16 protein-coding genes are annotated in these 15,074 nt (G+C 65.9%); 10 read left to right on the top strand and 6 right to left on the bottom strand.

Annotated elements, in window-relative coordinates; translation table 11 throughout:
* The first annotated feature begins 228 nt into the window (after positions 1-228).
* The 3 genes from DCM80_RS26510 (at position 229) to DCM80_RS26520 (ending at position 4,682) form a co-directional block, all read left to right on the top strand.
* On the top strand, positions 229-1,824 hold the full coding sequence (locus tag DCM80_RS26510; protein WP_257194407.1) for a multicopper oxidase family protein: 1,596 nt from the start codon (positions 229-231) through the stop codon (positions 1,822-1,824).
* A gap of 120 nt (positions 1,825-1,944) precedes the next feature.
* Positions 1,945-3,567, top strand: coding sequence for an ABC-F family ATP-binding cassette domain-containing protein (locus DCM80_RS26515; RefSeq protein ID WP_028136757.1), 1,623 nt, complete (start codon positions 1,945-1,947; stop codon positions 3,565-3,567).
* Positions 3,568-3,806: 239 nt separating this feature from the next.
* Positions 3,807-4,682, top strand: a complete 876-nt coding sequence (locus DCM80_RS26520) for an MBL fold metallo-hydrolase (protein WP_257194408.1) — start codon at positions 3,807-3,809, stop codon at positions 4,680-4,682.
* An 84-nt stretch (positions 4,683-4,766) separates the two neighbouring features.
* Here DCM80_RS26520 and DCM80_RS26525 read toward each other — a convergent pair whose 3' ends face one another.
* Positions 4,767-5,015 carry a hypothetical protein gene (locus DCM80_RS26525; RefSeq protein ID WP_049820148.1) on the bottom strand — a complete coding sequence of 83 codons (249 nt, stop codon included), beginning with the start codon at positions 5,013-5,015 and terminating at the stop codon, positions 4,767-4,769.
* 160 nt (positions 5,016-5,175) lie between these two features.
* Here DCM80_RS26525 and DCM80_RS26530 point away from each other — a divergent pair, with 160 nt between their 5' ends.
* On the top strand, positions 5,176-5,640 hold the full coding sequence (locus tag DCM80_RS26530; protein WP_257194409.1) for a cupin domain-containing protein: 465 nt from the start codon (positions 5,176-5,178) through the stop codon (positions 5,638-5,640).
* 6 nt (positions 5,641-5,646) lie between these two features.
* Here DCM80_RS26530 and DCM80_RS26535 read toward each other — a convergent pair whose 3' ends face one another.
* Positions 5,647-6,609, bottom strand: a complete 963-nt coding sequence (locus tag DCM80_RS26535; protein ID WP_257194410.1) for an alpha/beta hydrolase — start codon at positions 6,607-6,609, stop codon at positions 5,647-5,649.
* A 119-nt stretch (positions 6,610-6,728) separates the two neighbouring features.
* Between DCM80_RS26535 and DCM80_RS26540 the strand changes: the two genes are divergently transcribed.
* The 3 genes from DCM80_RS26540 to DCM80_RS26550 all read left to right on the top strand — a co-directional run bounded on the left by DCM80_RS26540 (position 6,729) and on the right by DCM80_RS26550 (position 8,392).
* Positions 6,729-7,406: a nitroreductase gene (locus DCM80_RS26540; RefSeq protein ID WP_257194411.1), complete on the top strand. Its 678-nt coding sequence runs from the start codon at positions 6,729-6,731 to the stop codon at positions 7,404-7,406.
* A 132-nt stretch (positions 7,407-7,538) separates the two neighbouring features.
* The gene (locus tag DCM80_RS26545; RefSeq protein ID WP_257194413.1) at positions 7,539-7,742 is read left to right on the top strand and encodes a hypothetical protein; all 204 of its coding nucleotides are present in this window, start codon (positions 7,539-7,541) and stop codon (positions 7,740-7,742) included.
* A 59-nt stretch (positions 7,743-7,801) separates the two neighbouring features.
* Entirely contained in the window at positions 7,802-8,392 is a 591-nt protein-coding gene (locus DCM80_RS26550; protein ID WP_257194414.1) for an NADPH-dependent FMN reductase, read from the top strand.
* 69 nt (positions 8,393-8,461) lie between these two features.
* Here the strand turns inward: DCM80_RS26550 and DCM80_RS26555 are convergent, their stop codons facing one another.
* From DCM80_RS26555 to DCM80_RS26565, 3 genes are all read right to left on the bottom strand, one after another.
* Positions 8,462-10,543: a methyl-accepting chemotaxis protein gene (locus DCM80_RS26555; protein ID WP_257194415.1), complete on the bottom strand. Its 2,082-nt coding sequence runs from the start codon at positions 10,541-10,543 to the stop codon at positions 8,462-8,464.
* A gap of 93 nt (positions 10,544-10,636) precedes the next feature.
* Entirely contained in the window at positions 10,637-11,422 is a 786-nt protein-coding gene (locus DCM80_RS26560; RefSeq protein WP_257194416.1) for a 2-keto-4-pentenoate hydratase, read from the bottom strand.
* 14 nt (positions 11,423-11,436) lie between these two features.
* On the bottom strand, positions 11,437-12,024 hold the full coding sequence (locus tag DCM80_RS26565; RefSeq protein ID WP_257194417.1) for a TetR/AcrR family transcriptional regulator: 588 nt from the start codon (positions 12,022-12,024) through the stop codon (positions 11,437-11,439).
* 125 nt (positions 12,025-12,149) lie between these two features.
* Between DCM80_RS26565 and DCM80_RS26570 the strand changes: the two genes are divergently transcribed.
* Complete coding sequence (locus tag DCM80_RS26570; RefSeq protein ID WP_257194418.1) at positions 12,150-12,632, top strand: tautomerase family protein; 483 nt, start codon at positions 12,150-12,152, stop codon at positions 12,630-12,632.
* Positions 12,633-12,673: 41 nt separating this feature from the next.
* Positions 12,674-13,450, top strand: a complete 777-nt coding sequence (locus DCM80_RS26575) for a crotonase/enoyl-CoA hydratase family protein (RefSeq protein ID WP_257194419.1) — start codon at positions 12,674-12,676, stop codon at positions 13,448-13,450.
* Here the strand turns inward: DCM80_RS26575 and DCM80_RS26580 are convergent, their stop codons facing one another.
* Positions 13,451-13,897 carry a DUF1810 domain-containing protein gene (locus DCM80_RS26580; RefSeq protein ID WP_257194420.1) on the bottom strand — a complete coding sequence of 149 codons (447 nt, stop codon included), beginning with the start codon at positions 13,895-13,897 and terminating at the stop codon, positions 13,451-13,453.
* A 181-nt stretch (positions 13,898-14,078) separates the two neighbouring features.
* On the opposite strand from DCM80_RS26580, the gene DCM80_RS26585 reads away from it, so the two are divergent.
* Positions 14,079-15,068: a DUF2778 domain-containing protein gene (locus DCM80_RS26585; protein ID WP_257198068.1), complete on the top strand. Its 990-nt coding sequence runs from the start codon at positions 14,079-14,081 to the stop codon at positions 15,066-15,068.
* Positions 15,069-15,074 lie beyond the last annotated feature (6 nt).

Here is a 15,074-nt window from a genome sequence, read left to right on the forward strand (position 1 = left end):
AAGGTTCTAGAGGCTCACGATGCTGACGGCATCACTGCCCTTGGGACGCGCCAACGCTGGCCTGAAGCTGTCACGATTCGTCATGCACGCATAGAATTTGTAGGCCGTTTACATCCGGTGAAGACGCTGCGTGCCGTGCGTGCACGAAATGAGAAACCGTTTCCGCTTGCCTTGCCGTCGAATCAAATTGAAAGAATGGATCGCGGCAACGGGGCGGGGTAACTGGACATGCAGCACGATCCGAACGACGGCGCTTTGGCCGGCGTGACCCGCACGACGACGTTGTCGCGTCGTCAAGTGCTGGGTGCGGCGGGCGCGCTGTCGCTGATCGCAGGCGGCGCGAAGGCGCAGCATGCGATGCACAACCATGCTGGCGCCTCGCGCAATGCGGACATGTCGCCGACCATGGGCATGGTGCCGGAGACGCCGGTTCCCGCCATGGATCAGCCGCTGGCCGAGCCTGAGGTGCGGCGGTCGGTGGGTGGCGTATTGAGCACGACCTTGCGCGTCGGTTACGCCTATCGCCAGATCGGCGGGGTCAGGCTCTATGTCCGGTCCTACGAAGGCGGCAGCCCAGGACCGACGCTGCGCATCAAGCCCGGCGAGACCCTGCGGATCAAGATGATCAACGATTTGCCGCCGAACCGCGACGCGCTGCCGGCCGACATCAGCCGTCCGCACCAGTTCAACAACACCAATTTCCATTTCCATGGCGCCCATGCGAGCCCAAGCGGCATCGCCGACAACGTGATGCGCTCGATGGCGCCCGGCCACAGCTACAACATCGAGATCACGCTACCGGCCGACCACACGCGCGGCACCTACTGGTACCATCCGCACCACCACGGCAGCGCCGACATCCAGATGTCGAGCGGGATGGTTGGCGCCGTCATCATCGAGGGCGATTTTGCCGACGTGCCGGAGATCACGGCCGCGCGCGAGCGCCTGCTGGTGCTGACGCAGGTGGTGTTCGACGCCAACGGCATGGTGGAGAATTTCGAGACGCTGTTTCCGGAGACCGCGACGCGGTTTCTCGCGATCAACGGCCAGCGGCGGCCGGTGATCGAGATGCGGCCGGGCGAGGTGCAGCGCTGGCGCATTCTCAATGCGGCCTATCAGGACGACATGCTGCTCGATCTCGAGAAGCACGATCTGCATGCGATCGCCTATGACGGCATCCAGCTCGGCGCGGTGCAGCCGATGAAGCAGCTCCTGATCGCGCCGGGTCAGCGGGCGGATGTCCTGGTCAAAGCGGGCGCTGCCGGCACCTACGCCTTCAACGCGGCGCCCTACGATCAGGGCCATCCGTCGCCCACCGGGCCGCTGGCGCGGATCGTGGTCTCGGGCGCGCCGATGGACATGAAGCTGCCGCGCAATCTTCCGCCGGCGCCGCTCGCAACCATCAAGGATGCGGAGATCACGGGCCGCCGCAAGCTGGTTCTGTCTGCCACCGCGCCGGAAGCGGATGCCGCGGGGCATTGGCAGGAGTTCGGCTTCTTCATCGACGGCAAGAAGTTCGATCCGTCGCGGATCGACCACCGGGTCAAGCTGGGCGCAGTCGAGGAATGGACCATCGTCAACACGCACGAGCATGACGACCACGTCTTCCACATCCACACCAATCCGTTTCAGGTGGTCTCGGTCAACGGCAAGATGCTGGCGACCCCGGAATGGCGGGATTCCGTGATCGTGGAGCGCAAGGGCGGCGAGGTCGTGTTCCGCTCCCGCTTCCTCGATTTCACCGGCATTTTCATGCTTCACTGCCACATGATGAACCATGAGGAGATGGGCATGATGCAGACGGTCGAGGTCTTCAAGCCCTAAGCCGCTGGACGAATTGCAGGAATTTTGCCTCCAGCGAAGTGGAATCCGGGTGCGGTCGGGCTTCCCCTGGCGGCCTGCATGGCCTATGACGCTGCAACGCAAAAATCCCCCAAAGACCTCATGATCCGCCTCGACAACGTCAGCAAGCAAGCCGGCCACCAGATCCTGTTCATCGAAGCTTCCGCCGCCCTGAACAAGGGCGAGAAGATCGGGCTCGTCGGCCCCAACGGCGCCGGCAAGAGCACGCTGTTCCGGATGATCGCCGGCCAGGACCTGCCCGACGAGGGACAGGTCTCGATCGATCGCGGCATCACCATCGGCTATTTCAACCAGGACGTCGGCGAGATGAGTGGCCGCAGCGCCGTGGCCGAGGTGATGGACGGCGCGGGTCCCGTCAGCGAGGTCGCCGCCGAGCTGCGCGCGCTCGAGACCGCGATGGCCGATCCTGACAAGGCCGACCAGATGGACGAGATCATCGCCCGCTACGGCGAGGTGCAGCACCGTTTCGAGGAGCTCGACGGCTATGCGCTCGACGGCCGCGCGCGGGAGGCGCTGGCGGGCCTCGGCTTCAGCCAGGAGATGATGGACGGCGACGTCGGAAAGCTCTCCGGCGGCTGGAAGATGCGCGTGGCGCTGGCGCGCATCCTCCTGATGCGTCCCGACGTCATGCTGCTCGACGAGCCGAGCAACCATCTCGACCTCGAAAGCCTGATCTGGCTGGAAAAATTCCTGCACGATTACGAAGGCGCGCTGCTGATGACCTCGCACGACCGCGAGTTCATCAACCGCGTGATCTCCAAGGTGATCGAGATCGATTCAGGCTCGCTCACCACCTACACCGGCGACTACGAGTTCTACGAGCAGCAGCGCGCCCTGAACGAGAAGCAGCAGCAGGCCCAGTTCGAGCGCCAGCAGGCGATGCTCGCCAAGGAGATCAAGTTCATCGAGCGCTTCAAGGCGCGCGCTTCGCACGCGGCGCAGGTGCAGAGCCGGGTGAAGAAGCTCGACAAGATCGAGCGGGTCGAGCCGCCGCGGCGCCGCCAGAGCGTGGCGTTCGACTTCCCGCCGGCGCCGCGCTCGGGCGAGGACGTCGTCGCGCTCAAGAGCGTGCACAAGGGCTACGGCTCAAAGCGCATCTACGACGGCTTCGATTTCATGATCCGCCGGCGCGAGCGCTGGTGTGTGATGGGCGTCAACGGCGCCGGCAAATCGACGCTGCTCAAGCTGGTCGCGGGCGCGAGCGAGCCCGACCAGGGCACGGTGGCACTGGGGGGCAGCGTCAAGATGGGCTATTTCGCCCAGCACGCGATGGACCTGCTCGACGGCGAACGCACCGTGTTCCAGTCGCTGGAAGATGCGTTTCCGACCGCCGGGCAGGGCTCGTTGCGCGCGCTCGCCGGCTGCTTCGGCTTCTCCGGCGACGACGTCGAGAAGCGCTGCCGGGTGCTGTCGGGCGGCGAGAAGGCGCGCCTCGTCATGGCCAAGATGCTGTTCGATCCGCCGAACTTCCTGGTGCTGGACGAGCCGACCAACCATCTCGACCTCGCCACCAAGGAGATGCTGATCAATGCGCTGTCGGACTTCGAGGGCACCATGCTGTTCGTGTCGCACGATCGGCATTTCCTCAGCGTTCTGTCGAACCGCGTGCTGGAGCTGACGCCGGAGGGCATCCACCAGTTCGGCGGCGGCTACACGGAGTACGTCGCGCGCACCGGGCAGGAGGCGCCGGGGTTGCGGTCGTAGCCCCGCAGATTGCGCGGGGCGCGGCGAAGGCGGACGGTGTTGGGTCATCCGTCATTGCGAGCGCAGCGAAGCAATCCAGACCGTCTCTGCGGAAAGATTCTGGATTGCTTCGCTGCGCTCGCAATGACGATGCTGAGAGTGCGGGCTCCAAGCCGCCGGCAAGCGTTCTGTGCGGTGCTACTGACTTGAACACCGAAGCAAGGCTGTTACGCTTCCTCAAAAAAGGGGAGCGAACAACCATGCGGCAACTCAGGATCGGGGACATCACCATCGATGCGGTGATCGAGCGGGAGGGGCCGTGGCGGCGGCCGCAGGATTTCTTCCCGGCCTATGACGAGGGCGTGTTCAAGCGCCATCTGGCGACGATGGAGCCGGAGGTGTTCGACGCCGCGCGCGGCATGATGGTGATCACCTATCAGACATTCGTGGTGCGCACGCCGCGCTACACCATTCTGGTCGACACCTGCACCGGTGAGGACAAGGGCCATCCGCCGCCGTTCGACTTCCCCGGCAAGGAGCGCTGGCGCAACGAATTGCTCGCGCTCGACATCGCCTTCGAACAGATCGACTACGTGTTCTGCACGCATTTGCATATCGACCACACCGGCTGGAACACCACCTTGCGCGACGGTCGCTGGGTGCCGACGTTTCCGAACGCGAAGTACGTCTTCCACAAGGGGGAATACGCGGCCTGGGAGGCCGAGCATGCCAAGGGCAATAATCCGCCGGGCACGGTCTTCCGCGACAATTGCCTGCCGATCGTCGAGGCCGGGCAGGCGCTGCTCGTCGACGATGACTACGCGCTCGACGACACCGTGACGCTGACGCCGACGCCGGGGCATTCGCCCTGCCATTGCTGCGTGAACATTTTTTCGAAGGGCCAGCGCGCCGTGGTCGCCGGCGATCTGATGCACCACCAGATCCAGTGCCGCGAGCCGGATTGGTCCGCGAAGCCCGATTGGGATCCGAAGCAGTCGGCACTGTCGCGACGCAAGTTTTTCGCGTCCGTTGCCGACACCGACACGCTGATCCTGCCGGTCCATTTTCCGGCACCGACGGTGGGATGGATCAGGCCGCTGGGCGATGCGTTCGATTATCGCTTCAGGCGGGCGTGAAGTCCGCCGTCATGCCCGGGACAAGCCCGGGCATGACGAGTGCGGAGAGCGATGACTCGCCAAAAAGCAGCGAATCCGCTGCGATCAGGCGCCGGTCTCGCACTTCTTCATGAAGCTGTTCTTGGCGGCGCCGGCGAGTGGCTTGCCGTCGGCGCTGACGGCCTTGGGCGCGCAGGCATCGGCCTTGCATTTCTTCAGGAACGACGTCTTGGCGGCGCCGGCCAGCGGCTTGCCGTCCTTGCCGACCGCCTTGCTCTCGCAGGTTTCTTGCGCAAAGGCCGAGCCGGCTGCAAAGGTGGCAACGATCGCAGCGAGGAAAATCCGCTTCATCATGGGTGTCTCCGTCAGCCAGAAATGGCGTCGGGATTGGAGCCGGGAATCGTGGCGCAATCAAGCTGGATCACGGCCCTGTTGCCTTGTCTGTTGCACCGCTCGCTGACCCCGGCAGGCAATCCTGCTAGGCTGGGTCAGCTGAGCTGGATGGAGCATCGTGATGGACGCCGTGATCCCGAAACACCAGGAAGCCGCCGACCAGCATTCTCACCTGGTCCGGCCGCAGGACATGGAATGGCAGACCACGCGTTTTCCGGGCTGCGAGGCCAAGACGCTGCTGTTCGACCGGCGCACGGGTCTGATGACTGCCTTGATGCGGTTTGCGCCGGGATCGGTGCTGCCCGACCACGAGCATGTCGGTATCGAGCAGAGCTGGGTGATCGAGGGTGCGCTCGTCGACAAGGAGGGGCCGGCCCAGGGCATCGCCTGCAAGGCCGGCGAATTCATCTGGCGCGAGGCGGGCAGCCGGCATGCCGCGTGGTGTCCGGACGGGGCCCTGATCCTGGCGATCTTCCAGGTGCCGAACAAGTTCTTCGAAGCCGACGGCCGCGTCGTCGACGCCGCCGGTCAGGATTGGGACGAAACTTGGGGGCACACCGGCGCGCAGCGCGCGCGGAGCGCCTGACGCATCCTACGCGCCACGCGTCAGCAGCGCCTTGAAATCGGCCCGGGCGGCTTGCGCCTCGGCGCGCGCGGCGTCCGAGGCGTCGCCCATGCCGAAATAGCCATGGATCAGTCCGGGGCCCTCATGGTGCTTGACCCGCACGCCGGCCGCCTCCAGCGCCCGCGCATAGGCCGCGCCCTCGTCGCGCAGGGGATCGAACCAGGCGGTGGTCACGACCGCAGGTGCGACACCGGCGAGCGATGCTGCGCGCAGTGGCGAGACACGCCAGTCGGAGGCATGGCCGGGATCGGCGAGATAATGGCCGCAAAACCATTCCATCGTGGCACGGGTCAGGAAGTAACCCTCGGCATTCTCGGCGCGCGAAGGATAGCGCGCGTTCTCGCGCGCGTCGGCGTAGGCGCCGAGGACGTCCGTGACGGGATAGACCAGTAATTGCGCGGCGAGCTTGATGCCGGCGTCGCGGCAGGCGATCGCGGTGGTCGCGGCGAGATTGCCGCCGGCGCTGTCGCCGGCAACGCCGAGGCGTTGCGCGTCGCCGCCAAATTCCGCGACGCGGTTGAAGATGTCGCTCGCTGCGGCATAGGCGTCCTCGAACGCACCGGGAAAGCGCGTTTCCGGCGGGCGCCGATAGTCGACGGAGACAACGACGGCGCCAGTCTCGATCGCAAGGTTGCGCGCCTGCCGGTCGTGGGTCTCGAGGTCGCCCGCGACCCAGCCGCCGCCATGGAAGAACACCACAGTCGGCGCCGGCATGGTGCCGACCCGGTAGACCCGCGCAGGAAGCGGGCCGGCGCCGCCCTCGACCCTGATATCCTCGACGCTATCGACGGGCGGCGGCGGGATGGCGGCGCGCGAGGCAGCCAGTGCGCGCAAGGAATCGCGGGCGCTCTGTGGCGTCATGACCGTGGGATCGCGCATCGGCATGAGCGGAATGATCTCGGCGATGACGGGATCGAGTGGCGCGGCCATGGCAGCTCCTCCAGGGTTCTTGGTCTTGCTTGCGAGGTAGCATAGATTTTGTGCGCCCCATCGGCAACCGGACTCGTGTCGTCACGCCGGCGGATGAAGTGGCAGGGAGGTTCTGAGAGGTGGAATTCGAAACGCTGGTCCAGTCGCGCCGCAGCGTGCGTGGCTTCAAGAAGGAGCCGGTGCCGCGCGCGGTGATCGAGGCGATCATCGAGAGCGCCAAGCGCGCGCCGTCGTCGATGAACACCCAGCCCTGGCATGTCCACGTGCTCACAGGCAGCCCGCTCGAAGAGGTGCGCCGCCGCAACATGGAAGAAATGGTCGGCGGCGCCAAGGTCAAGCGCGACATCATCAGCCACGGCGAGTATCAGGGCGTGCACCGCACGCGCCAGGTCGACATTGCCAAGAAGCTGTTCGGCGCAATGGGGATCGCGCGCGACGACAAGCCGATGCGGCAGGACTGGGTGCTGCGCGGTTTCCGCCAGTTCGATGCCCCGGTCTCGCTGGTCCTGACCTATGACCGCGTGCTCGATCCCGGCGCGGTCTGCCATTTCGATCTCGGCGCGCTCTGCTACGGCATCGTGCTCGCGGCGTGGGACCGCGGCCTCGGCTCGGTGATCAACGGCCAGGGCATCATGCGCTCCGACATCGTGCGCGAGGTGGCGAAGATTCCGGAGGACGAGGTCATCATGACATGCGTCGCGATGGGCTATCCGGACGACGGCTTTGCCGCAAACGCGGTGCGTTCGGACCGCGAACACAATCAGGAGTTTGTACGCTACGTTGGTTTTGCCGACTAGCGTGTCCGAGAGGAGATTATTCTCTGGCGAAACTTTTTGGTGCGGAGCCCCAAGCGGCCTCTTGCAATCTCGAAGGTGCGGGAGGAACAATATGTCCGGTGAGAGGTTTGTTGCTGGCGCGAGGGAATTGACATGCGGCGGCTGGCTAGCCTGGTTCGGCGTTTCTTCGGCCCGCGATTGCGGCGCCCGATCGATGAAGATCCAAGTCTTCCTTTCACACCTGAAGAGTTCGGTCGGCTGATTCGCAGCGGCCGGCACGAGGACATGAAGCTGCTGGCCGATGGGCTGGCGCGCCGGTCCATCCCGCGCCGCGCCAGCTATCGCGCAACGCACTGAAGACGCCGCGACAAAGCAGACCTTTCTCGGCTCCAGCTTCGTGGTAGCATGCGGCCGTCATGAGCCATCGCATTCTCGTCCTCTACGGTTCTTACCGTTCCGACCGCATGGGCATCCGCCTTGCGAATTTCGTCATCAATGGTCTGCGCAGCCGCGGCGAGGACGTCGAGCTGATCGACGCCAAGGCGATCGGCCTGCCGATGCTTGACCGCATGTACAAGGAATATCCCAAGGGCGCGGCACCCGAGGCGTTGGAAAAGCTGGCCGGACAGATCCGCGGCGCCGACGGCTTCGTGTTCGTCACCGGCGAATATAATTGGGGCATCCAGCCCGGCCTGAAAAATCTCACCGACCATTTCCTCGAAGAGTGGTTCTGGCGCCCGGCCGCGATCGTGAGCTATTCGGCCGGCCGGCTGTCGGGCGCGCGCGCCGCAACCGCCTGGCACGGCACGCTGTCGGAGATGGGCATGGTGGTGGTGTCGAGCACCATCGGCGTCGGCCCGATCGCGCAGACATTGTCGGCCGAGGGCGAGCCGATCGGCGAGGGCGGCAAGGCGCTGGAGCGCTCGTTCCCGCGCTTTGCCGACGATCTGACGTGGTGGATCGAGGCCGCCAAAGCACAGCGCGCACGCAAGGCGCCGCCTTATTGATGTTGTTCGCCGCGAAGACGTGCCGCAGCCCCAATCGTGCGCGGCGCGATCCGGGCTACCGATCTGCTCCTACGCCGCCCTGACCTCGCCGAGGAAGCGGTCGAACTGTCCGGCGAGATCGCGCGACTGGGTCGAGAGCTGTTCGGCGGCGACCAGCACTTCCCGCGCCGCGGCGCCGGTGTCGTCGGCGGCACGCTGCACGCCGGAGATGTTGCTGTTGACCTCCTGAGTGCCGCGGGCGGCTTCCTGCACGCTGCGGGCGATCTCCTTGGTGGCCGAGCCCTGTTCCTCGATCGCCGCCGCGATCGCGGTGCCGATCTGGTCGATCTCGCCGATGACGTCGGCGACGTTGCGGATCGCGGCCACGGTCTCGTCGCTCGCGGTCTGGATCGCCGCGATCTGCTCGGAGATTTCGGTCGTCGCCTTGGCGGTCTGGCCCGCGAGCGATTTCACTTCGGAGGCAACCACGGCAAAGCCGCGGCCGGCATCGCCGGCGCGGGCGGCCTCGATGGTGGCGTTCAGCGCCAGCAGGTTGGTCTGCTCGGCGATGCTCTGGATCAGCGTGACGACGTCGCCGATCTTCTGCGCGCCTTCGGCCAGCGTGCGTGCGGTGTCGCCGGTGCGGCGGGCGTTGTCGACGGCGCGGGCCGCGATCTCGGTGCTTTGTGCGACCTGGCGGCCGATCTCGGAGATCGAGGAGGTCAGCTCCTCGGTGGCGCTGGCGACCGTCTGCACGTTGGTCGAGGTCTGCTCGGAGGCGGCGGCGACGACCGCGGCCTGGCTGTTGGTCTGGGCGGCCGTCGAGGTCATCGACTGCGCGGTGCTTTCCATGGTCGAGGACGCCCGCGACAGGCCGCCGACGAGTTCGCTGACCTTGGCCTCGAAGGCGCGGGTGAGCTCGTCGAGTGCCTGGGCGCGGCGCATCTTGCCGTCGCTCTCGGCCTGCTTCTCGGCCGCGAGCCGGTCGGCCCGGATCATGTTGTCCTTGAAGACCTGAACGGCCGCAGCCATCGCCCCGATCTCGTCGGAGCGCTCGGCGCCGGGAATGGCGTCCGCAACCTCGCCCTCGGCAAGCCGCGACATCCGCGTCGTCAGGTTGACGATGGGCGCGCAGACGCGGCGGCGGACCATCACGATGAGGCCGATGCTCGCGATCAGCACGGCGGCAAGGCCCGCAAGCGCGATGGTGAAGCTGGTGCGGGCGGCGGAGGAGGCGCCGGCGAGGATCTGCTCGGCATTGTCATAGAACGCGTCGCGGACCTCGATGATGGTGCTGAGGCCGCGCTGCGTAGCGGCGTAATAGGTCTCCATGTCGTGTTCGTACTTGCCGCTGACCGCACCGTCCTTGACCAGCTTGAGCTCGCGGCCGAACTCCTCGACGTAACTCGCGTTGAATTTCTCGAGCGCGGCGGCGACGTTCGCCGGCGTTGTTGGATTGCCGCGCAATTCCTGCAGCGACATCACGATCTGGTCGTTGCGGCCCTGCGAGCGGGCGATGTCGGCCTTCTCGGCATCGGTCGCCGGCTTCTTGCCGCCGACGAGATTCTTGTGCAGGCTGGAGTTGAAGCCGCCGACGTCGCGCAACGTCATTGCGATGTTGGCGTAGCTGGCCTGGCGGTAGGCATCGCCGTTGAGGATCGCCATGCGGCGGACCTGCTCGTTGAGCAGCGCGGTCACGCCGCTGTTGAGCACGACATTGTCGGCGACGATCTTCTTGGCCGCGTCCTTGCGCGCCTCGACTGGGCCTGCCAGCGCCTTGTCGATGGCCTCGCGCAGCGCGGTGAATTTTGCACTGATGCCGTCGATGTTGCTGCCGATGGCCGCGCCGTCGTCGAACGAGCCGGGCAGCTCCTTGCGCAGCGCGTTCATCTTGTCGCGGGCGCCGTTGGTCTGCTTGCGCAGCTTGTCCTGCTCGGCGAGCAGCGCGGGGTCGATGCTGGCCGGCCCATAAAGGATGTTGGTGGAAAAGCCGCGCTCGGGATTGAGGTAGCGCGGGATGTCGCTGACGGCGCGGACGATCGCCAGCCGGCCTTGCGCCTCGGTGATGCGCTCCATCGTCTGGTACCTGGTCACGGCGACGTAGACGGCGAGGCCGCCGCCCACGGTCGAGAGCGAAACGATGGCGGTGGTCAGGAGCGTACCGATTTTCATGATCTGTCCGGCAAATAACGGAGAATTATTTTGCGCGGACGATAGTTTGCCGGCGTTAATCTCGGGTTTACGCTCTGACCGATGGGGCCCATCTCAGCTGTAGGTTGCGCTTACCGAGCCCAGCGGACCAAAATCGGCTACGTAGGTTTCGCCGGCCTTCGGCCGCAGCATACCGGTGAGCGTGCCCGTACTGATGGTCTGGCCGGCCTTGAGACCTATGCCGGTCCGCGACAACTCGTTGGCGAGCCAGGCCAGCGGCACCAGCGGATGGTCAATCGCCTCTGCAGCGGAGCCGCGGCGCCTCTCGGCCCCGTTGCAATTGAGGATGACGTCCTGACGGGCGATGTCGCGGTCGCGCCAATCGGCAATTGCCTCCCCGAGCACGATTGTTCCCGATCCAGAGCCGTCGGCCATGATCGCCGGCATCGGTGGAAACGCAGCGTCGTGAACGAAGCGGCATTCGGCAAGCTCGATGCCGGGATGCAAGGAGGCGACGGCGTCGCCGACCTCATCCACCGAATAGGGTTTCGCGCGCGGCGGCAGGTCGGCGCCGAGCCGCGCCTGATACTCGACTTCTGGTATCGGGCTGCATTGCCTGGCGTGTTCGACGCTGGCGGGCGAGCTCTTGATCAGGGGCGCGAACACCCGCCCATAGATCGGCGAGGAGATGCGGAGCTGGCGCTGGAGCCCGGACTTCATGCCGGCGATTTTCCAGCCGACGACGTCCCAGCCCAGTTCTTCTTCCACCATTCGCGCGACGAGATAGGCCGTGTCGGCGTCCGGTGGCACGAGGCGCTCATCGAGGCCGCTTTGTTGCCGGCCCTCGCGGCGCAAATTGGCGAGGTGACGGGCGAGTTCGCGTTGCCGTGATGAATCCACGAGGCGTCTCCCATCTATCTTTTGGCTTGGGTGAGGGCGGCCGCGAGGACCGCCTCCAGCTCTTCTTGAACCTGATCGAGCGCATCGGCGCTGCGGCTTGCGCGACACATGGCGACGGTGCCCTCGATCGCGGCGACGACGAGTGTTGCAAGCCGCTCGGCGCGCTCCGGAGCCAGGCCTTCGCGCAGCAAGGCTGCGCGCATGATTTGCCGCCACTCGGTGAACACGCCGTCGGCGAGACCGAGCAGATGCTGCTGCGCCGCCTTATCGTCCTTGTCGGAGGCCTCTCCGACATAGCGGTCGACGGCGACCGCGAGCACCGGGCACCCCGCCTCGAAGCCGGTCGTCGCCAGCCGGCGGCGCCAGGACGCCACAAAAGCCCGCAAGCCGTCGATCACGCCGCGGTCGCTCATGGTCTTCTCCAGGGGAATGGAAACCTCTTTGCCGGCGAAGATCACGGCTTCGGCGACCAACTGGCGTTTGCCGTCCGGAAAGTGATGGCTGATCGAGCCGCGCGGCGTCGCCGTATGGCGAACGACGTCGCGCATGCTGGTGGCATTGACGCCGCGCCGGCTCATCAGGTCGGCGGCGCCGGCGATCATCTTGTCGCGGGTACTGGAGGTCATCGGAGATCCCGTGATTGGCGTTCCGATTTAGACTATGACGCTTGACATAAGCAAGCCACAATGGAATATGACGTGTGTCATAGTTCTTTGGAGAGCGTCGTTTGACCATCATCACCGTGACCGCGCCTGCGGGCCGGCTAAGCCCGACGCAGCGCCGCCGCCTCGCGGAAAGCCTGACCGACGCGGTGCTCGAGCCCGAGCTCGGCCAGCACGTGGCGGCTGCGCGAATGGGCTTCCAGGTCCATTTCCACGATCTGCCCGCCGATTGCATGGCGATCGGTGGCCGGCTCTTGTCCGATCAGGACAGCCAGCGCGACATCATCGCTGTCAGGATCGCGGTGATGAATGCGGCCTGGCCGGCCGAGGTGCGCGCCGAGGTGATCCGCAAAGTGCTCGCGCGGCTCGCGGAGGCCTGTGGGATGCCGATCCCGGCGCCGACCTGGTGGGTCAATTTCGAGATCATCGACGAGGGAAGCTGGGGCTCGCGGGGCGGCGTGCTCTCGATCCTGCAACTGCTCGAATCCGGCGTGTTCACGCCGGAGCGGATCAGGGCGATCCGAGCGGCGGTTCAGCCGCCGACCTGACGCGCCACCAACACCCACTGACCGGTCATGGAGAGAAACGTATGAGCGAGGGACGCATCCGCACCGAGGTGCAGGGTCACGTTCTCAAGATCATCATCGACAACGCCGCCAAGAAGAACGCGTTCACGCCGGCGATGATGGAGCAATTGTCCGATGCGCTGACCGAGCTGCACGACAACGAGGCTTACCGCGTCGGCGTCATCTGCGCCGAGGGCGGGGATTTCACCGCGGGTCTCGACATGCCGAAATTCTTCGGGCCTTCCGCAGAGAAGCGTGCCATCAGGGAAGGCAATGTCGATCCGTTCGGTCTTGCCAAGCGCTGTCGCAAGCCTGTCATCACCGCCGTGCAGGGCATTGTATACACCGTCGGCATCGAGTTGATGCTTGCTGGTGACATCGTGGTAGCCGCTGCGGATGCGCGCTTCTGCCAGATGGAATCCAAGCGTGGCATCGCGCCGCTTGGCGGTGCGCATTTCCGCTTCCTGTCGCGCGCCGGCTGGGGCGATGCGATGTACCATCTGTTTCTGTGCGACGAGTTCTCGGCCGAGCGCGCTCATGCGATCGGCCTCGTCCAGGAGGTCGTGCCGGCAGGCGACCAGATCGAGCGCGCAATGGCGCTCGCTGCCATCATCGCGCGCAATGCCCCGCTCGGCATCCAGGTCACCAAGGAAGCGGCGGCGAAATATGTCGAATCCGGCGAGGCGGCCGCGATCGCCTACATCCCGAATATTCGCGCCCGCGTGCTCGCAAGCGCCGATGCAAAGGAAGGCATTCAATCCTTCATCGAGCGCCGTGCCGCAGTCTTCCAAGGGCGTTGATCACAGGCTTGAGGCCTCCCGGTCCAGCTTCGACAGGATCTCCAGCGTCGCGGCATCGCGCTCGCCTGCGAAATAGCGGGCGAGGGCGGCGCCGAAAATGGGCTCATCGGACACCGCGCCGAACAGCGTCATCGACGAGCGGAATTTGGCGTCGTCCGGCGCGCCGAGGATCGCGTTGATGCTCCGCCCCTGGACGGCGAGCACGAGCCCGGTGCATTCGATCAGGCGGGCCCCGAGCACGGGATGGGCGAGATAGGCCTTGGCCTCGGCACGGGAGCCGATGGCGTAGCGCTGCGACATGGCGCTGGAGCCGAGGCCGGTGACTTGCGGGAAGACGAACCACATCCAGTGAGTCTGCTTCCGGCCCCGGGCCAGTTCGGCCTCGACGGCGCGAAAAACCGGGTCCTGGGCCCTGACGAAGCGCTCGAGATCGAAAGGATCGGTCATTGGATACCCCGGAGATGCCTTGTCGGGCCCTTGCCGGCCGCGATTATGCCTAACTTTTGGCTCCCAGTGTGGTAGCTGATATAGAGTCTCTGGGTGGGGGTTGGGCCCCCCGGGGAATCGATTTGGGGATCTGATGGTTTCCGACCGCGCTCGCGCCGAGAGGCTGTTGCCGCGCCGCCGTATGGGGCGGGCCGAGCGCGTTTTGCTGTCTCTGGCTGCCGTCGCGCTGGCGCTGGGCGCCGCCGCCTGGGTCGCGGACATCGGAGCTTCGAGCTTGAGCCATTCCAGCGCGCTGGTCTCCGCCGCCCTGCCGCCGGCCAATACCCCTTCCTTTGAGGACCGTTTCGCTTCGGCGTCCGGCAATCCGCCGGCCCGGGACCTCGGGCTGCGGACGGTGGAGCGCTCCGCCCTGAATGCGGTCCAGCTCAAGCTCCGCGACGCCAAGGCGATGCTGGCGCAGAAGCTTCAGGGCGGTGATTGGCGTTCGACCCTGACCGACGACGACCGTCACCTGACCGAGGAGGCCAGGGCCTCGCAGCATGCCGACGCCATCCCGATGCCGCGCTCGCGCCCGGTTCAGGCCGACCTATCGGCCCAGATCGCCTCCAGCCAGGCCTATGCCGACACCACCAATCCCAGGGCCGACAACCGCAACTTCTTCGAGAAGTTCAGCGACAAGATCCGGCTGGCGTCGCTGACGCCCGGCGACGGCCTGTTCGGCAAGGCTCCGGATCTCGCCGCCCTCGGCTACGATTCGCGGACCGCAGTCTATGACATCAAGGCCAAGGCGGTTTACCTGCCGAGCGGCGTCGCGCTGGAAGCCCATTCCGGCATGGGCGCGCTGATGGACGATCCCGATCATGTCGATCAGCGCATGGTCGGCGCGACCCCGCCCGCGATTTACGATCTGAAGCCGCGCGAGAAGCTGTTCCACGGCACCCGCGCGCTGCGCTTGACGCCGACCGAGGGCACCAGCGCGCTCGGCCGCGTCGGCCTTCTCACCCATGGCTACCTGCTCGGGCCGCGTGGCGATTCCAACGGCTGCGTCTCGATCAAGGAGCATGATCGTTTCCTCAAAGCCTACGACAAAGGCGAGTTCAACCGCCTGGTCGTGGTGCCGAGCCTGAGCGGGGCGACGACCGCCTCGCGGCGCGCGAGCACCGATTCCTGATATTCT

Origin of the sequence: Bradyrhizobium sp. WBOS08, from assembly GCF_024585125.1 — a bacterium.
Taxonomy (GTDB): domain Bacteria; phylum Pseudomonadota; class Alphaproteobacteria; order Rhizobiales; family Xanthobacteraceae; genus Bradyrhizobium; species Bradyrhizobium japonicum_B.